The organism is Thalassospira permensis NBRC 106175 (genome assembly GCF_000714555.1).
In the GTDB taxonomy this organism is placed as follows: domain Bacteria; phylum Pseudomonadota; class Alphaproteobacteria; order Rhodospirillales; family Thalassospiraceae; genus Thalassospira; species Thalassospira xiamenensis.
Genome location: NZ_AUNC01000001.1, coordinates 234,467 through 253,110, shown reverse-complemented (window position 1 = coordinate 253,110; position 18,644 = coordinate 234,467). Strand labels below are relative to the sequence as shown.

At 55.8% G+C, this 18,644-nt stretch carries 12 protein-coding genes; 3 read left to right on the top strand and 9 right to left on the bottom strand.

The genetic code is table 11. From position 1 onward, the window contains the following. Positions 1-48: 48 nt before the first annotated feature. The 8 genes from SMB34_RS01010 to SMB34_RS00975 all read right to left on the bottom strand — a co-directional run bounded on the left by SMB34_RS01010 (position 49) and on the right by SMB34_RS00975 (position 9,845). On the bottom strand, positions 49-1,257 hold the full coding sequence (locus SMB34_RS01010; RefSeq protein ID WP_037987474.1) for an MFS transporter: 1,209 nt from the start codon (positions 1,255-1,257) through the stop codon (positions 49-51). Positions 1,258-1,464: 207 nt separating this feature from the next. Then, positions 1,465-2,700, bottom strand: coding sequence for a phenylacetate--CoA ligase family protein (locus tag SMB34_RS01005; RefSeq protein ID WP_037987473.1), 1,236 nt, complete (start codon positions 2,698-2,700; stop codon positions 1,465-1,467). A gap of 46 nt (positions 2,701-2,746) precedes the next feature. Next, complete coding sequence (locus SMB34_RS01000; protein WP_110252530.1) at positions 2,747-3,568, bottom strand: ABC transporter ATP-binding protein; 822 nt, start codon at positions 3,566-3,568, stop codon at positions 2,747-2,749. A 110-nt stretch (positions 3,569-3,678) separates the two neighbouring features. Then, positions 3,679-4,923, bottom strand: a complete 1,245-nt coding sequence (locus SMB34_RS00995) for an ABC transporter substrate-binding protein (RefSeq protein WP_037987224.1) — start codon at positions 4,921-4,923, stop codon at positions 3,679-3,681. 106 nt (positions 4,924-5,029) lie between these two features. Next, entirely contained in the window at positions 5,030-6,103 is a 1,074-nt protein-coding gene (locus SMB34_RS00990; protein WP_037987222.1) for a branched-chain amino acid ABC transporter permease, read from the bottom strand. 18 nt (positions 6,104-6,121) lie between these two features. Next, positions 6,122-7,015 carry a branched-chain amino acid ABC transporter permease gene (locus SMB34_RS00985; RefSeq protein WP_037987219.1) on the bottom strand — a complete coding sequence of 298 codons (894 nt, stop codon included), beginning with the start codon at positions 7,013-7,015 and terminating at the stop codon, positions 6,122-6,124. A 68-nt stretch (positions 7,016-7,083) separates the two neighbouring features. Continuing rightward, complete coding sequence (locus SMB34_RS00980; protein WP_037987216.1) at positions 7,084-9,033, bottom strand: long-chain fatty acid--CoA ligase; 1,950 nt, start codon at positions 9,031-9,033, stop codon at positions 7,084-7,086. Positions 9,034-9,035: 2 nt separating this feature from the next. Next, positions 9,036-9,845 (bottom strand): ABC transporter ATP-binding protein, encoded by an 810-nt coding sequence (locus tag SMB34_RS00975; protein WP_007090217.1) that lies wholly within the window; start codon positions 9,843-9,845, stop codon positions 9,036-9,038. 804 nt (positions 9,846-10,649) lie between these two features. On the opposite strand from SMB34_RS00975, the gene acnA reads away from it, so the two are divergent. After that, positions 10,650-13,337: an aconitate hydratase AcnA gene (gene acnA, locus SMB34_RS00970; protein WP_037987214.1), complete on the top strand. Its 2,688-nt coding sequence runs from the start codon at positions 10,650-10,652 to the stop codon at positions 13,335-13,337. 229 nt (positions 13,338-13,566) lie between these two features. Next, positions 13,567-16,131, top strand: a complete 2,565-nt coding sequence (locus SMB34_RS00965; RefSeq protein ID WP_037987213.1) for an EAL domain-containing protein — start codon at positions 13,567-13,569, stop codon at positions 16,129-16,131. Positions 16,132-16,206: 75 nt separating this feature from the next. On the opposite strand, the gene SMB34_RS00960 is transcribed toward SMB34_RS00965, so the two are convergent. Next, positions 16,207-17,544: a sodium-dependent transporter gene (locus tag SMB34_RS00960; RefSeq protein ID WP_007090220.1), complete on the bottom strand. Its 1,338-nt coding sequence runs from the start codon at positions 17,542-17,544 to the stop codon at positions 16,207-16,209. A 281-nt stretch (positions 17,545-17,825) separates the two neighbouring features. Between SMB34_RS00960 and SMB34_RS00955 the strand changes: the two genes are divergently transcribed. Beyond that, positions 17,826-18,569 carry a DUF1223 domain-containing protein gene (locus tag SMB34_RS00955; protein WP_037987210.1) on the top strand — a complete coding sequence of 248 codons (744 nt, stop codon included), beginning with the start codon at positions 17,826-17,828 and terminating at the stop codon, positions 18,567-18,569. Positions 18,570-18,644 lie beyond the last annotated feature (75 nt).

The window sequence follows — 18,644 nt, the reverse complement described above, 5'->3', positions numbered from 1 at the left end:
TGTCAAGTGAAGCGGATCACCGCCCATTTTCATTGTTTCAGTTCAAAATTATCGCCGCCCCCCTGCCAGACGGATCGCTTCGGGCATGTTGCGCAACCGGCCCATGGCAATAAAACCCAGTAACGGCCCCACCGCCAGCATGGCAAACGCCCCCCACCAGCCAGACGCGTCGGCAATCACCGGCACCAGATGGATTGATCCCAGTGCAATGATAAAGCCAATGGCATTTTGCAGGGTCAACGCTGTTCCGACCTGATGGGGATCGGCCAGCTCGATCACGCAGGATGAAAATTGCGCAGAATCGGCAATCACCGAAATGCCCCAGACAATACAGACAACAATCAGGATCGGGATCGACGCATCGCCAAGCGCACCGGCAACAAGTGCGCAGATGCCACTGATGGCCATCGCCGCCATGGTCACCGTCGTCCGGCCGATCCGGTCGGCCAGCAACCCGCCCGCAAGGCTTCCGAACGCGCCGATCCCCACAATGGCAAAGGTCAAAAGTGCTGCCCAGATACCCGGATTATCAAATTCACGCCCGGAAAGGGCCCCATACAGGAACAACCCGATCCAGCCCCACATGGCATAAAGTTCCCACATATGCCCGAAATAGCCATAGCACGCATGACGCAATGGTTTGTTCGCCCAGATGTGCCCGACCATACGCGGATCAAAGCGCGGGGATTTTCCCGGTGTCCCGCCCAGTTTGACAAACAGGATCGCCACACCCGCGATATAGGCCGAAATACTTGCCGCCACGATCACCATGCGCCAATCGAGCGGCACCGCCACCGCAAACAGATGCGGCAGGGCCGACCCCATGGTCAATGCACCAACCAGCAAGCCGACCAGAAACCCGGTATCACCGCGAGACCAGGTCGCGACCATTTTCATGCCAATGGGGTAAATCCCTGCCATGCAGATACCGGTAATCAGGCGAAGCCCGATCACAACACCCCCGTCGACGGGCACGGCAAGGATCAGGATATTGGCCGTCGCGGCAATGAATGCCGATGCCGCCCAGAAATGCCGTGCCTCGACCCGGTCGGCCAGACCGAAAAAGGCGCTGATCAAAGTCCCCAGAACAAAGCCCAGCAAGACCGAACTGGTAAACAGGGATGATTGAATGGCACCAAGGTCAAACTCGGCGCGCAATTGCGGCAATACCGCCGTTGCCGAAAACCACAGCGAAAGCGCCATCAACTGGCAAATCGTAATCATGCCAACGGCAAATGGTTTGCCTGCCTGCGCCATGCTTTCCCCTGTAATCATTCAAATTTATGCGCCATCATACATTCCCGAAGGGCGATGAACAGTGGCCCCATGCACAAAACAAAAAAATGCCGCCCGAACCAAGCCGGACGGCATCAAGTTTCCCGAGCGGGAATGAAAAATATCGATACCCTCTTGACGGGCCCGGTCCCGTGACGGGACAGCGTCAAAAAGGGTTCTGGCGGCTGCTCAGGAATAGTCGCGCTGGTCGTCGATCACCTTGCCATCATTGGGCAGGCTGCCCGGTGTTGCAATTTCGACCTTGCCGCGCAGCTTGCAGATCGAATGCAGGCTATCCATCACCGCATCGGCACTGAACCCGGCGGCATCGGTTTCACAGGCCAGCGTCATGACATCGACATCATTTTCACGGGTCACGATCAGGCGCGCCTTGCCGATATCAGCATGTCGTTTGACGACCTCCGCAATCTGATGGGGATGAACAAACATGCCTTTGACCTTGGTCGTCTGATCGGCACGCCCCATCCAGCCTTTGATACGCATATTGGTCCGCCCGCACGGGCTTGGTCCGCGTGCAATCGCCGAAAGATCGCCGGTGGCAAACCGGATCAGCGGATAATCCATATTAAGGGTGGTGACGACAACCTCGCCCACCTCGCCCTCGGCCACCGGATCACCGGTGCCGGGACGCACGATTTCAAGGATGATGTCCTCGGCAACGATCATGCCGCTTTTGGCATCGCTTTCATAGGCAATCAGCCCCAGATCGGCACTGGCGTAACATTGCAGCATGGCAACACCGCGTTCTGAAAACCAGTCGCGCAATGACGGTGGCAATGCTTCGCCCGAAACAAGCGCACGGGTGATCGATGATACATCCCCGCCCAGTTCATCGGCCTTTTCCATCAGGATTTTCAGGAACGACGGCGTCCCGGAATAACCGGTCGGTTTCAGGTCGCTGATCGCCTTGATCTGGGCTTCGGTCTGGCCAACACCGGCCGGGATCACCGCACAGCCACACGCACGTGCGCCGCTGTCAAAAATGAAGCCCCCCGGCGTCAGATGATAGGACAGGCAGTTATGGATGATATCGCCCGGCCGGAACCCGGCGGCAAAGAACGCGCGCCCCATCCGCCACCAGTCATCCCCCTTGCCTTCAGGATCGTATATCGGGCCCGGACTTTGGAAAATACGGCCAAGGGCCGGCACCGGTGTTGCATTCAACCCGGCAAAGGGCGGATTTTTCGCCTGCATGGTGATCAGATCGGATTTGCGCGTCACCGGAAGTTTTGCCAGTGCCTCGCGACTGTTGACCGTTTGCGGATCAACGCCATCAAGGATACGGCCAAAGCCCGCTGCCTTGCTTTTTGCGTGATGAACAACCCGCGGCAATGCCGCCATCAAACCGGTTTCACGGTCTTTGGGGCTGCGGGTTTCACTGGCATCGAAGAAGGTATTGAGCATGATGGCCGGGTCCGTTTTCTGGTCATTGAAAGGCGGCAAACACGTGTTAAAGCCAGCGTTTGCGGCGCTTGTATGATTTGATGTTCTTAAAGCTTTTGCGTTCTTCCGAACCACCGCCAAGATAGAATTCCTTGACGTCTTCGTTGTTCAGAAGCTCGTCACGGGTACCATCCAGAACGACCTTGCCGCTTTCCATGATGTAACCGTAATCGGCAACCTTCAGCGCAAAATTGGCATTCTGTTCCACGATCAGCATGGTAATGCCCTGTTCGCGGTTGATCTTTTCGATGATCCCGAACACTTCCTTCACCAGCAAGGGTGACAGACCCATCGACGGTTCATCAAGCAAAATCATTTTCGGGCGTGCCATCAAGGCCCGGCCAATCGCCAGCATCTGCTGCTCCCCGCCCGACAGGTAACCTGCAAGCCCGGTACGTTCGCGCAGGCGCGGGAAATATTCAAACACCATGTCGATATCGTCCTTAACGCCCTTGTCCTTGCGGGTATAGGCGCCAAGCCGAAGGTTTTCGACACAGGTCATGTCTTCGATGATGCGGCGGCCCTCCATGACCTGAAACAGGCCGGAACGCACGATATCCTCGGGATTGCCGTTGGCAATCTGCTGCCCCATGAAATTGATATCGCCGCGGGTCACCTTGCCATCCTCGGTCTTGAGCAAACCGGAAATAGCCTTGAGCGTGGTCGATTTCCCCGCACCGTTCGGGCCCAGAAGGGTCACGATCTTGCCTTGCGGGACTTCAAGCGACACCCCGCGCAGGACAAGGATCACCTCGTCATACACGACTTCGATATTATTGACCGACAGCAACGATTCTGCGGTTTCGGTTTTGCGGGCCGGCTCTGCCATGGTGTCCCCTTCGATCACGTTCTGATTACATCCCCCGGTGCCGGGGCGGGCGCGCTTTTCGCCACCCCGCCCCGAACACCATCGGGAGACATCCGTCTTCTGACTACGACTTAATAGCCAAGCCAGTCGTCACGGCGCGGCAGGGTCACGGTTGCCGCCTTGGTTACGGTCGGCTCACCGCCTTTGGCACTGCCGTTATAGATATTAACGGTGTTGATGCCGCGATGGTCTTCGGCAGTCCAGGTTGCAGGCATGCAAACGCCTTCAAGACCGGCAGGCACCCAATCCGTGCGGGCATACATGCCGGCCTTGATGTTTTCGCCGGTGATGCCGCCATTGGCCTTGGCCCATTCCATGGCTTCTTTCATGTAATAGGCCGAGCAAATGCCGCGGATATAGTGATGGGTGCGGAACTGTTCGCCCGAACTATCGGACATTTTCGAAATTTCGCGCACAAGATCCATGCCCGGTACGCCCTCGTCGCTCCAGAAGCTGGTCATCGCCGGGAAGACATAGTTTTCAACATCACCGATGGTTTTCAGCGTTTCGTAGTCACCCGCCCAGATATTGGCCAGCCATTTCGGACTTGCACCAACCGTATCGCAGGATTTGACCAGCGAAACGACCGACGGGCCGAGGTTGCCAAGGTAACCATAATTGGTTCCGGCTTCCTTGATCGTCAGGCACTGCGCCTTGAAATCGCCCGGCTTCATCGAAACGACGACCGGCTCGGTCACGTCAAAGCCAAGTTCGGTTGCGTATTCCGCACAGGCTTCTTTCGGTGCATTCGGATAGGGATGGTTATCCCCGATATGCGAGAAGACCGGTTTGCCCGAACCACCCGATGCTTTCCAATCCTCGGCAGCCCACTGAACCAGTGCACGGCAGGCGTCGGAATAGGATGCGCCATAGAAGAAGTTATAAGGTGCCGGTTTCGCGGTTTTCGGGTTTTTGCCGGTCGGATCGGTCAGATGGCCGGAATAGGACGCGGAATAAACCGGGACCTTGTCCTGGGCCACAAAGCTGATCAGGGCTTCGGTGTCGCCCGTGCCCCAGCCCTGCATGGCGACCATGTTGTTGCGCGAACGCCATTTTTTGTAGTTCGCAATCGCCTGCGGAACCTTATAGGCGTAATCGACCGATTCTGAATCCAGAACCGTCCCGTCAATGCCACCGTGGGTATTGATATACATAAGCGCGTCACGGACACCATCGGCATAGAATTTGCCAATGAACCCGGTCGCCCCGGTGATGTCCATCAGATGGCCGACAAAAACCATGTCGTCATCTGCTTTGGCTGCCGAAACCGACAGGCCGGTTGCAACAATCGCTGTCGCAGCAATCAGTCTTTTCATCACGACGTCTCCCTTGGACGTTTTTCTAAACAAAGTAGCCTCCCGGCCTTCGCCGATTTTCGTCCCGATCTTTGTTTTTTAAGCGACCGGGTTTCGGCGATATTGATCAGTACGAGAAGGGATAAAGCTTCCAGTACGCCCTGATCTGCTGCCAGCGGTGCGCGAGCCCATCCGGTTCGAAGATCAGGAAAAGGATGATGGCCAGACCGATCGCCATCTCCTTGATATAGGCCAGCCCGTCGGTCACAGCCGTCGAATTGGCCCAGTCGAAAACACTTAAAAGCCCGACACCGTTTTCCATGACTTCGGGCAGCAGAACCATAAAGATGGTCCCCATCAGCGTGCCCTTGACCGAGCCAAGGCCGCCAATGATGATCATGCCCAGAAACTGGATCGACAGCAGGATAGTAAAGCCCTCGGCGGAGACGAAGCCAAGGTAATGGCCATACATCGCCCCACCGATCCCGGCATAGAAGGATGAAATCGCAAAGCTCATCAGACGGTATTTCGTCAGATTGATGCCCATGATTTCCGCCGACAGATAATGATCCCGTACCGCAACAAAGGCGCGCCCGTCACGGGTCCGCATCAGGTTGGTGCCCAGCAGATACATGATCACCAGGAAGAACAGGCAGACATAGAAGAAGCTGAAATCGTCGAGCACTTCATAGCCAAACACATTGACCGGATTTGCCGCCGCCCCGTATGAGCCGCCGGTAAACCAGTCAGCCCGGGCAAAGAAATCTTCCAGAATGAACTGGGCTGCCAATGTCGCAATCGCCAGATAAAGGCCCTTGATCCGGGCCGCAGGCAGACCGAACAAAAGCCCGACAGCCGCCGTCATCAGACCAGCCAGCGGGATCGACAGCAAAACCGGAATGCCGGTCGTGTTGTTGATCCAGGCCGATGCAAAGGCACCAAACCCAAAGAATGCCGCATGACCCAATGAAATCTGCCCGGTGAAGCCGACCAGAATATTCAGACCAAGGGCAGCAATGGCAAAGTACGAAATCTGAATGAACAGGTTGACGTAATAACCATCCAGAACAAACGGGATCAGCGCGGTTGCGATCACACCCAAAATCGCGGCATTGCGGACAAAGGTGGTATCAAAAATCCGCGTATCCTGTCGGTAGGTGGTGCGAAAATCACCGCAGGGACGCATCGAAAATCCAGCCATAACCTATTACTCCGCCCCTTAGATGCGTTCGATGTCTTTGGTGCCAAACAGACCGTATGGCTTGATGCAAAGAATGATGATCAGCACATAGAACGGTGCGATCGAAAACAGGTTGCCCCAGTGCAGATACTGACCATCGACAAACTCGGCGGTGTTTTCCAGCAGTCCGATGATCACACCCCCGACAATCGCGCCGATGATTGAATCAAGCCCGCCCAGAATAACCGCCGGGAACACCTTGATCCCGATGACCGAAAGCGCGGATGAAACCCCGTTGACCATCCCGATCACGATACCGGCAACCCCCGATACCAGGGCCGAAATCGCCCAGGACATCGCAAACACGGTTTTCACCGAAATACCAAGGCTTTGCGCGACCTGCTGGTCAAAGGCCGTGGCCCGCATCGCAAGGCCCAGCTTGGAATATTTGAAGAACCAGTAGAACGCCGCCATGATCACCAGCGAGATCACGAAACTCATGATATAGGCGGTTTCGATCTGCATCCCCATCAGGTTGACCGACCGTGTTTCAAACACCTGCGGATAGGTCGCCGTGGTCGCACCGAATATCCATTTGGTCGCCGCCTGGAAGAAAATCGAAAGCCCGATCGTCACCATGATCACCGAAATGATCGGCTCGCCGATCATCGGGCGCAGAACCACCATTTGCAAAATGATGCCAAACGCCATCATGAACAGTAATGTAAAGATAAAGCCCAGCCAGAACGGCATATGCATTTCGACAAGGAATGCGTAACAGACCCACGCCCCGATCAACAGGAACTCGCCCTGTGCGAAGTTCACGATCTGGGTCGATTTGTAGATCAGCACGAAACACATGGCGACGACGCCATACAATGTTCCGACAATCAGCCCGTTAAGCAGAAGCTGGAACAGAAGTTCGAAATTCATGTTGCCATCCCTGTAATGGCGGCCCCGCAACCTTGATGGCGTTTGGGGCGCACTGTTTTATCGCAGCCTTATTCGGCGGCTTTGGGGGCCGTCTGTGCGGCCTTGTCCCCGTCCAGATCGACCACCTTCACACTTGTCTGGATGCGGGTTTTCGACCCGTCCTGGAAGGTGATCATGGTGTCGATATCAACCTTGTCATTACCGGCATAAACCGCATCGATGATGTCGGCGTATTTTTCGGCGACCACACTGCGGCGGACCTTGCGCGTGCGCGTCAGTTCGCCGTCATCGGCATCCAGTTCCTTGTAAAGCAGCAGGAACCGCTTGATGCGCTGGGCTTCCGGCAGGGTTTCATTCACCTGACGGATTTCATCAACGATCATGTCATAGACCTGCGGCTGGGCCGACAGGTTGGTATAGTTGGTAAAGGCAATCCCGCGCTGCTCGGCCCATTTGGCCATGATCGAATACCGGATGCAGATCATGGTCGACAGGAACGGCAATCCCTTGCCAAGGATCACGGCCTCGGCGATGAAGGGCGAGAATTTCAGTTTGTTTTCAATAAACTGCGGCGAATACCGCACGCCTTTTGATGTTTCCGCCAGATCCTTCAGACGGTCGATCACCACAAGATGCTTGTTGTCTTCCTTGAAGTAACCGGCATCGCCCGTATGCATCCAGCCATCCCGGACATCCTCGTCATAGGCGGCCTGATTTTTATAGTAACTGGTAAACATCCCCGATGTGCGCGCGACAATTTCGCCAACACCGTTTTCATCGGTATTGATGATTTTGATTTCCGAATTGTCGAACGCGCGCCCGACCGTGTCGAAATCAATGTCATCGGGCTGATGGATCGTATAGGCTCCGCAAAGTTCGGTCTGGCCATAAAGCTGACGCAGCGGCACCCCCATGGCATGGAAGAACTTGAAGGTTTCCGGCCCCATCGCCGCCCCGCCGGTCGCAGCAGACCGCAAATTGGAAAAGCCCAACCGATCCTTTAACGCATTCATCAGCAGGATATCGGCAATCTTGGAATGCCCGCCACCATCAAGGGCGGTACGGGCCAAAGCCATGCCGAAATCATACATTTTCTGTTTGAACAGGGTGGCATCCATCATGCGGGCGCGGACATCGGCGGCAATCGCCTCCCAGACGCGCGGTGCCAGCAGAACGAAGTTCGGTCCGATCTCGCGAAGATCGGCCATCATCGTTTCCTGTTCTTCGACGAAATTGACGATCTGGCGGCTGATCAGCGACTGACCAACGACATAAACCTGTTCCATGATCCATGGCAGCGGCAGAACCGAAACATAATTATCCCCCGGATATTTCGGGTCGGCCCGCAGATAGGCGGCACAATGATCAAGGAAATCCCCGGCATTGAGCATCGCCATTTTCGGCTTGGACGTCGTACCCGACGTGGTGCACAGGATCGCGCATTCATCACCACGCGTATCGGCGACCATCACATCATAGGCACCGGGGTCTTTTGCCTCGATCTCGCGACCAAGTTCATAAAGCTTTTCGATATCCATCAGGCGCGGATCTTCGTATTTCCGCATTCCGCGCGGATCGCAATAAACAATGTGCTCAACCGTCGGAATCTGATCGGCCAGTTCCAGAAGCTTGTCACACTGTTCCTCGTCCTCGGCGATCAGAACCCGCGCACCGGAATAGGTGATCAGATAAGCGACTTCTTCATGAAGACTGTCCTGATACAGGCCGACCGACATCGCACGCAGCGCATGGGCGGCGATTTCACCCCAAACCCATTCCGGCCGGTTTTCGCCAATAATACCGATCACATCGCCGGGCGTGATGCCCATATCGCGCAGACCAAGCGCCATCCATTTGACGCGGTCGTTGTAATCTTTCCACGTGAATTCCTGCCAGATGCCGAATTCCTTTTCGCGCATGGCAATTTCGTCGCCCCAGTGGCGCGCATTATACGCCAGCACCTTCGGGAAGGTATCAAGTGCCTGCACATTTGCGTAATCGGGGGTATTGCTGCTCATGTTCAGGCCACCTGCTCGTCTTCGTCGGTTGCGTCATCGTCTTCGCCGAGATAGGCCTTTTTGACATGCTTGTTGGCCATGACTTCTTCGGGCAGGCCAGCGGCAATCTTGCGACCGAAATCAAGAACCATGACCCGGTTGGAGATATCCATCACCACCCCCATGTCATGTTCGATCATGACAACCGTCATGCCCCATTCTTCGTTCAGATCGATGATAAAGCGCGCCATGTCCTCTTTTTCTTCGAGGTTCATGCCCGCCATCGGCTCATCAAGCAGGATCAGATCGGGGCGCAACGCCACCGCACGCGCCAGTTCGACACGCTTGCGCAATCCATAGGACAGCGTCCCGGCGGTTGCCTTGCGGATGTGGGAAATTTCAAGGAAGTCGATCACGTCCTCGCAGAAGCGCCGATGTTCAAGCTCTTCCTTCTGCGCGCCGGAAAACCAGTAAAGCGGTCCGGTAAAGCAATTGTTTTTAAGCAGGTGGTGCCGCCCGACCATGATGTTGTCAAGGACACTCATATGACCAAAAAGGGCCAGGTTCTGGAAGGTACGCCCGATGCCAAGCTCGGCCCGGTCATTGGGCTTGAGCCCCGTGACATCCTGCCCCTTGAAGGACACTGACCCGGTGGTTGGCTGATACCGACCCGAAATGCAGTTCAGCATCGATGTCTTGCCGGCCCCGTTCGGACCAATGATTGAAAACAGCTCGCCGGGCTGGACGGAAAAGCTGACGTCGCTTAGCGCGCGCACGCCGCCAAACACAAGCGATACGTCGCTGATCTGCAAAATGGGACCCTGTGACGTCATAACGTCGCTTATCCTCCCTGACTTGGGCCGCAGGCACCCCTTCTTCCGGTTGACCGGATTTCAAGGTGGATACCCCGTGCCTCTTGTTCAGTTTCCCTGATGATGTGCCGGTTTTTATCTGACCCGGACCTTACGGAAACCGGGCTTGGCACATTTAATACGTATTTAAGTACCAATTTCAGCAAATGCCGTCAACGTGTTGCACAGCAACGCATTGAGACTTTTCACAAATTCGCATCGCACAATTTTTGCGTTCTGGTCTGATGAATGTACTTCTACCTATAATTCCGTAAGGTCATCACGACACAACCCGCATACTGAAAGGCTGAAAATTATTGCATCGCAACATTCAGGTTCCTGTTCGCGCTGCACCAACTGTGCTCTGACAAATGCCGAAATTGTCCCCTGTTGCATTCAGGCGATCACCCGATTCGTTCCCCTTCGGACAGGATTTCCCCCGATAGTACAGGCCATCCTCTACATTCGAGTCTTTCCAGATATGGCGGTGATCCTGTGGACTCGCGAATGATCTTCGGGCGGATTCACGGTGTTTTTCACCCGAATCAGATACCTTCTGATTGCCATTACACGCCAACCATTCACCAATTCGTTGTTATCGCAGGGATTTCAAGAATGACCCTTTTGCGGGTCTGGACTTTCAGGGGGAATTGTGGTGTAACCCCGTGGCACATACATATGTAGCCGTGACCCGCGTCACGAGATACAGATAGCCCACCGCTCGGCGCTCCGACGGTCGGGGTGTCTTGTCACGACAAGCCCTTTAACCACCTTGAGGAGGGTCTGATGTCCATTTGTGGCAAAGACAACCTGCAAACGCGCCGCACGCTGAATGTCGGGGACAAGTCCTACGACTATTACAGCCTTAAAGTTGCTTCCGAAAAAATCGGCGACGTTTCCAAGCTTCCGTTTACGCTGAAGGTCGTTCTGGAAAACCTTCTGCGCTACGAAGACGATTTCACTGTCAAAACCGACGATGTCAAAGCTGTTGTCGAGTGGCTCAAATCCCGTTCGAGCTCGCACGAGATCAACTATCGTCCGGCCCGCGTCCTGATGCAGGACTTCACCGGCGTTCCTGCCGTTGTTGACCTTGCCGCGATGCGCGATGCCGTCGTCAAGATGGGCGGCGACGCCCAGAAGGTGAACCCGCTTTCACCTGTTGACCTCGTCATTGACCACTCGGTCATGATCGACTTCTTTGGCACCGACGACGCACTCGACAAAAACATGGAAGTCGAGTTCGAACGTAACGGCGAACGCTACGAGTTCCTGCGCTGGGGCCAGAATGCGTTCAACAATTTCCGCATCGTTCCGCCGGGGGCTGGCATCTGCCACCAGGTGAACGTCGAACATCTCGCCAAGGTCGTCTGGACCGGCCAGGATGATAACGGCAAAACCGTTGCCTACCCCGATACGCTGGTTGGTACCGATTCCCACACCACCATGGTCAACGGCCTTGCCGTTCTGGGCTGGGGTGTTGGCGGTCTCGAAGCCGAAGCCGCAATGCTCGGCCAGCCGATCTCGATGCTGATCCCCGAAGTCGTCGGTTTCAAACTGACCGGCTCGATGAAAGAAGGCATCACCGCAACCGACCTCGTGCTGCGCGTCGTTCAGATGCTCCGCGAGAAGGGCGTTGTTGGCAAGTTCGTCGAATTCTATGGCGACGCGCTGGATCATATGAGCCTGCCGGATCGTGCGACCATCGGTAACATGGCACCGGAATACGGTGCGACCTGTGGCTTCTTCCCGATTGACGATGAAACGCTGAACTATATGCGTAACACCGGTCGTTCCGAAGAACAGATCGCACTGGTCGAAGCATATGCCAAAGAACAGGGCATGTGGCGCGACCCGAGCTTCGAAGCCGAATATACCTCGACCCTTGAACTCGACATCTCGACCGTTGAACCGGCTCTGTCCGGTCCGAAACGTCCGCAGGACCGCGTTCTGCTCAAAGATGCCGTTTCAAGCTTCACCAAGACCTTTGCCGACATGGCACCGGGTGTTGATGCGGATCGTTCTGTTCCGGTTTCGAACGAAAACTTCGCAATGAAAGACGGTAACGTCGTTATTGCCGCCATCACGTCCTGCACCAACACCTCGAACCCGAGCGTGCTGATCGCAGCCGGCCTGCTGGCGAAAAAAGCGGTTGAACTCGGCCTTAAAAGCAAACCGTGGGTGAAAACCTCGCTTGCACCGGGCTCGCTGGTTGTTGCCGACTATCTCGAAAAAGCCGGTCTTCAGACCTATCTCGACAAGCTCGGCTTTAACGTTGCCGGTTTCGGTTGCACCACCTGTATCGGGAACTCCGGTCCGCTGGCCGACCCGATCATCGAGGCAATTGACGGCAACGACATGCTCGTGACCGCCGTTCTGTCGGGCAACCGTAACTTCGAAGGTCGTATCAGCCCGCAGGTCAAGGCAAACTATCTTGCCTCCCCGCCGCTGGTTGTTGCCTATGCCCTTGCCGGTAACCTGAAGGTCGATCTGAACAAAGACCCGATCGGCACCGACAAAGATGGCAAAGACGTCTTCATGAAAGACATCTGGCCGACCAACAAGGAAATCGCGGACACCATCGCATCCTCGATCTCTGCTTCGATGTACAAAGATCGTTATGACAACATCTTTGCCGGCCCGAAACCGTGGCAGGAAATCGAAGTCACCGAAGGCGAAACCTTCGAATGGGATGGCAAATCGACCTACGTCCAGAACCCGCCCTACTTCGTCAATATGGCGAAAGAACCGGGTGCGTTCTCGGAAGTTCATGGTGCACGTCCGCTCCTGATCCTTGCTGACTCCGTGACCACCGACCACATTTCTCCGGCCGGTTCGATCAAGGAAGAAAGCCCGGCAGGTGAATACCTCAAGGCGCACGGCGTTGCGGTTCGTGACTTCAACTCCTATGGCGCACGCCGCGGGAACCACGAAGTCATGATGCGCGGCACCTTTGCCAACATCCGTATCCGCAACGAAATGGCACCGGGCACCGAAGGCGGTGTTTCGGTTCATTACCCGTCCGGCGAACAGGGCTGGGTCTATGATGTTGCCATGCGTTACCAGGCCGAGGGCACCCCGCTGGTTGTCATCGCCGGTAAGGAATACGGCACCGGTTCGTCCCGTGACTGGGCAGCCAAAGGCACCAACCTGCTTGGCGTCAAAGCTGTTCTGGCCGAAAGCTTCGAACGTATCCACCGCACCAACCTGGTCTGCATGGGCGTCCTGCCGTTGCAGTTCAAGAATGGTGAAGGTCGTGCGACTTACAAGCTCGACGGCACCGAAGTCTTCGACGTTCTGGGTATCGGCAACGGTATCAACCCGATGCAGGACGTTACGGTTCGTATCACGCGCAAGGATGGCTCCACCGAAGAGGTCATTGCCACCTGCCGTATCGATACCGAAAACGAAGTCCTTTACTACCAGAACGGCGGCATTCTGCAGTTCGTTCTGCGTAACATGATGAAAGCTGCCTGATTTCGCCTGAAATCAGAAGCCTGCTGAATGCGAAACACCCCCGTCTGTCAAGGACGGGGGTGTTTTTGCGTGGAACGCATCTTTAAATTGCGACAAACCCAAACCACATATATCCATTGATTTATAACAAGTCAGCCGTCCCGACGATTTGATAGGGATGGGTCCTGACTCTAACCAATAATGCCCGCAAACCGGGCACCTGACAGGATTTGGACAGCAACAGGTTATCATGACGCGCCCCAGTTTTGCCGATGGCAATACCACCCACCTGACTGTAGGTACGATTTCCCCCGGCATCGTGTTGCGTTGCGGGCCGGAAACCGCGATTGGTCAGGCCATCGACATGATGCGCGAAGCCAATTGCAGCTCCATCATCGTGACACAGGATCACCTGCCGATCGGAATCTGGACGGAAAAGGATTGCCTGTCCCTGCCCGCCGACTGCGAAGCCACCCTGAACGAGCCGATATCGAAATGGATGTCGGCCCCGGTTCACAGCATATCGGTCCATGCCACGCCCGAGGCCGCCATCATCCGTATGCGCGAACGCCATGTCCGTCATCTGGTCAGCGTGGATGCGGAAAACCGCCTTGCCGGAATCATCAGCCAGTCTGACCTGATCCGCCAACAGGGCAGTTGGCGCAAACTGGGCGATGGGGATGTCGGGGCCGCCATCCGCCGCACGACAATCTTTGTCGATGGCGATATCCCGATGTCGGAACTGCGCGCGCGCATGCATGATGCCAAATGCGATTGTGCGATTGTCTATGATCCGTCGGTCGCGACCGACCCGGTTTCGATGCTTGATCACACCGGGATCATTACCGAACGCGATATCCTGCGCAATCTTGCCAATGGCGATCACGCAACACCGGCCATCGAAATTGCCAGCCGTCCGCTGCGTGTCATTTCCGCCAAGTCCAGCCTGAACAACGCCCGCGACACGATGCTGGCCCAACATATCCGCCATCTTGCGGTCATTGATGAAACCGGCAATGTCATCGGTGTTCTGTCATTCGCCGATCTGCTGGAATTCATCGAACAGGATTACTTCGCCCATCTCAGGTCCGTGATGGAGGGCCGCGATGTCGAACTGACCAAGGCCCGCCGGTCGCTGTTTCTGGCAGACAAGATCATTGAAACATCGCCGGACGGGATCATGGTCTGTGCCGCCGATGGCACGATCGAACTGGTCAATCCGGCCTTCACCCGGGTCACGGGTTACAACGCATCGGACGTGATCGGCAAAAACCCCAATATCCTGCAATCGGGTCGTCAGTCTCGCGAATTTTACACCTCGATGTGGCGCGATATTCAACAGCACGGCAAATGGGAAGGCGAAATCTGGAACCGCCGCAAATCCGGCGAAATTTATCCCGAATGGCTGTCGATCATCGCGATCCGTGATGCCGATGGCCAGATCAGCCAGTATGCCTCGATCTTTACCGACATCAGCGAACGCAAGAAAAACCGCGAAGACATTCTGCGGCTTGCCCATATTGACGAACTGACCGGCTATCCCAATCGCCGCCGGTTCCTTGAACTGCTGGCCCACGGCATCGGCGAGTCCCGCCGCAAGGGAACCCGCCTGACGATCCTGCTGCTCGATATCGATAATTTCCAGCGGGTGAACAACACACTGGGACACAGTGACGGTGACGACGTTCTGGTCGAAGTTGCCCGTCGGCTGCATCGCCGTCTGGATCAGGGGGGTGTTCTGGCGCGTGTTGGTGCGGATGAATATGCCATTCTGCTTTCGGGGGGGACTTCCGCCGATGATGATGCCGCACTGGCCGATGATCTTTTAAAAGCGTTAAACCAACCGCACCTGACCAGCAAGGGACAGGAAATCTATATTTCGGCCAGCATCGGCATCGCATCCTTCCCGCACGACGCCAACGATACCGCCAATCTTTTGCGCAATGCCGAAATTGCGATGATGCATTCCAAGGAACAGGGCCGAAACCGGTTCAGCCGCTATAACCGCGCCAGTCATTCACGCAGCGATGCCGACCTTGCCCTTGAAAGTGCCCTGCGTCAGGCGCTGGATCGCGATGAATTTCATCTGGTCTATCAACCGCAATTCGAAGCCCGCACCGGCAACCTGCACGGCGTCGAAGCCCTGTTGCGCTGGAACCATCCGCAACGGGGGGCGATCCCCCCCTCGGTCTTTGTTCCGGTAGCCGAGGAAATGGGCGTGATCGGCGAACTGGGGCGCTGGGTATTGCGCCACGCCTGCCGTCAGGCGGTCGCATGGCGTGAAAAGGGCCTGCACAACGTCACGATGGCGGTGAATGTCTCGGTCCAGCAATTCTATGGCACCGTCGATCTTGCCGAACAGATCAGAACCATTCTGGTCGAAAAGGGCATGGCGGCAGACCGGCTGGAAATCGAAATCACCGAAAGCCTGTTCATGCAGAATATCGAAGAAATGCGCGCCAACATGCAGCGCATTCGCGATCTGGGCGTCAAAATCGCACTTGATGATTTTGGTACCGGTTTTTCCAGTCTCAGCTACCTGCGCAAACTGCCGTTTGACACGATCAAGATGGATCGCAGTTTTGTCGACGACATCAATCAGGGACGCGAAGGCAGTGCGCTTGCGATCACCATCCTGAATATGGCGCAGAACCTGCACAAAAAATGCGTCGCCGAAGGTGTCGAAACCAACGCGCAGCTCAAACTGCTGCGCGATGCCGGATGCGATTACATACAGGGATACCTTCTGGGCAAACCGATGTGCGCTGATGAAATCCTCACCCTGTCTCAGCAAAGACCGGCCGAAGCCTCCTGATCCGGTTTGATCCCCAGCAAAAAGGGCGGGGAAATTCCCCGCCCTTCGCATGTCGTCTGCTGTGAAAAAAGCGGCCTAAAGCACGCCAAGTCCCTTGAGCAGAATGAAGGCAATCGCAAGCGGTGCGATGAACTTCACGATAATGCCCCAGCCATTGATCCAGAACGGCACCACGCCATTATGGGCGGCAATATCTTCCTTGGCCTTGCCCCAGACAACCCAGCCAACAAACAGCGAGATGAACAGGCCACCAATCGGCAGCAGCAATTTCGAGCTGACATAATCCATCAGATCAAAGAAGCCGAGGCCAAAGATCTTGAACTCGCCCATAAGCCCCATCGACAGCGAGGACGGAATCCCCAGCAGGAAGATGATCACCCCCACCGTGATCGATGCCCATTTGCGGCTGATGCCACGGTCATCAACGAAATAGGCAACAACCACCTCAAGGATCGAAACCGCCGACGTCAATGCCGCAATCCCCAGCAACAGGAAGAACATGAACGCAAAGATCGACCCCATCGGCATATGCGCAAACACCGCTGGCAACGTAATAAAGGTCAGGCCCGGACCGGCACTTGGATCAAAGCCGAATGCAAACACGGCTGGCAGGATCAGAAGACCGGCCATGACCGCAACCGACGTATCAAGCAGCGTCACCCAACCGGCCGAACTGGCGATATTTTCCTTTTTGCTCAGATACGAGCCATAGGTAATCATCGCCCCCATCCCAAGCGAAAGCGAGAAGAACGCCTGCGAAAGCGCTTCCGATACCGTTGCCCATGTCACTTTGGAAAAGTCCGGCGACAGCAGGAAGGCAATGCCTTCACCTGCACCCGGCAGGGTCACGGAACGCACGATAAGCACCAGCAACAACGCAAACAGGGCCGGCATCAAAATCTTTGACGCACGTTCAATACCCGAACCAACACCCGCCAGGACGACAAAAACCGTCAACGCCATGAAGATCGCATGATAGATCAGCGGCGAAACCGGATCGGCAATGAACCCGCCAAAGATGCTGCCCAATGCGGCCGGGTCTTCAATCGCCAGCGCCCCGGTGATCGATTTGACCATATAGGAAATCGTCCAGCCGGCGACGACACTGTAAAATGACAGGATGATAAAGGCAGCCGCAACACCACAAAGCCCCACCAGCGGCCATGCACCGCCCTTGAGCTTTGCAAACGCGCCAATGGCGTTCTTTGCCGTCATCCGGCCAATGACCATTTCAGCCAGCATGACCGACAGGCCAATGGTGAAAACCAGCGCCAGATAAATCAGCAAGAAGGCACCACCGCCATTCTCGCCCGCCATATAGGGAAACTTCCAGATGTTGCCCAGCCCCACCGCCGACCCGGCAGCCGCCAGGATAAAGCCGAGGCGTGACCCCCAATGCTCTCGTTTAATCATTGCCTGCAAACCTTTCTTGGACTGGCATCCGCGGTAAGTCGCTCCCGCCGCAGTGCCGGTTCCTCATTTTTCTCTATAAACGCAAAGGTGATTTCACCTCACGCATTCCGTGAAGACCTTTTGCCTCCTTTCGGAATTGACCGGAGCTAATAACACCGATCTCCCGAAATCTCCTGTCTAAATTGCCGTGTTTTGCGCAAAAATCGGTCGTTTTGGCGCAAACGGACCTTTCAACGCCTTGTGATTGGTGGTTGATAGGCATTTTGGGGCATCATCCATCCATGAAACAGCTTCGCCCCATTATCTTCATGCTTGGAACCGCGTTCATGGGTGGTTTATCGCTGGCACATGCTGGCGAGTCCACGTCACCCCGCGCCGTGATCGAGCTTTACACATCCGAAGGATGCAATTCCTGCCCTCCGGCGGATCGTGTTCTTTACGAATTAAATCAGGAACATGGTGACCTTCTTGCCCTGTCGTTTCATGTCGATTACTGGAACTATCTGGGCTGGGAAGATCCGTTTTCCAGTGCGGCCAATACCGAACGGCAACGCGACTATGCTGGTCGCATGCGTGAACGCTATGTCTACACCCCGCAGGTCGTGATCAACGGCGATCAGGTCGTTCGCGCCACCGACAAAGGCCGAATCGTCACCACCAGCAATGAAACGACCCCGCTTCGGGAATGGGCGGAACTGGCCCTGCTATCAGATAATCGAACCAGCCCCGCCAGTGGCAAATTAAAGCTCGGCATGCTCAATACCCCGCCTGCCGGGCAGTCCTATCAGCTTTGGCTGATCGGGTTTGATCGCGAACAGGCACGCGATGTCCGGTCTGGCGAAAATGCCGGGCGGCGTCTGGTTCATGCCAATGTCGTGCGCGAAATGATCGATCTTGGGCAGTGGGACGGCATGCAGCGCGAACTTGATTTCGCCCTGAACCAGCCTTGCGACGGCGGTGTCGCGGTCCTTGTTCAGGAAGGCCGCGGCGGGCCGGTTCGAAGTGCCTCGGTCATCCGTTTCTGATCTGCTATCGCTTTGCCCGCGCCGCAGCCGATTTTTGATCGCTGCGGCGTTTCACGTCTTTTTGGATTGATTTGA

What these genes read in the sequence shown, in the direction of transcription:
- SMB34_RS01000 (WP_110252530.1), bottom strand. Translation starts at nt 3,568, where the DNA reads ATGGCAGAGCCGGCCCGCAAAACCGAAACCGCAGAATCGTTGCTGTCG.
- acnA (WP_037987214.1), top strand. Translation starts at nt 10,650, where the DNA reads ATGTCCATTTGTGGCAAAGACAACCTGCAAACGCGCCGCACGCTGAAT.
- SMB34_RS00965 (WP_037987213.1), top strand. Translation starts at nt 13,567, where the DNA reads ATGACGCGCCCCAGTTTTGCCGATGGCAATACCACCCACCTGACTGTA.
- SMB34_RS00985 (WP_037987219.1), bottom strand. Translation starts at nt 7,015, where the DNA reads ATGAATTTCGAACTTCTGTTCCAGCTTCTGCTTAACGGGCTGATTGTC.
- SMB34_RS00990 (WP_037987222.1), bottom strand. Translation starts at nt 6,103, where the DNA reads ATGGCTGGATTTTCGATGCGTCCCTGCGGTGATTTTCGCACCACCTAC.
- SMB34_RS00955 (WP_037987210.1), top strand. Translation starts at nt 17,826, where the DNA reads ATGAAACAGCTTCGCCCCATTATCTTCATGCTTGGAACCGCGTTCATG.
- SMB34_RS01005 (WP_037987473.1), bottom strand. Translation starts at nt 2,700, where the DNA reads ATGCTCAATACCTTCTTCGATGCCAGTGAAACCCGCAGCCCCAAAGAC.
- SMB34_RS01010 (WP_037987474.1), bottom strand. Translation starts at nt 1,257, where the DNA reads ATGGCGCAGGCAGGCAAACCATTTGCCGTTGGCATGATTACGATTTGC.
- SMB34_RS00980 (WP_037987216.1), bottom strand. Translation starts at nt 9,033, where the DNA reads ATGAGCAGCAATACCCCCGATTACGCAAATGTGCAGGCACTTGATACC.
- SMB34_RS00960 (WP_007090220.1), bottom strand. Translation starts at nt 17,544, where the DNA reads ATGATTAAACGAGAGCATTGGGGGTCACGCCTCGGCTTTATCCTGGCG.
- SMB34_RS00975 (WP_007090217.1), bottom strand. Translation starts at nt 9,845, where the DNA reads ATGACGTCACAGGGTCCCATTTTGCAGATCAGCGACGTATCGCTTGTG.
- SMB34_RS00995 (WP_037987224.1), bottom strand. Translation starts at nt 4,923, where the DNA reads ATGAAAAGACTGATTGCTGCGACAGCGATTGTTGCAACCGGCCTGTCG.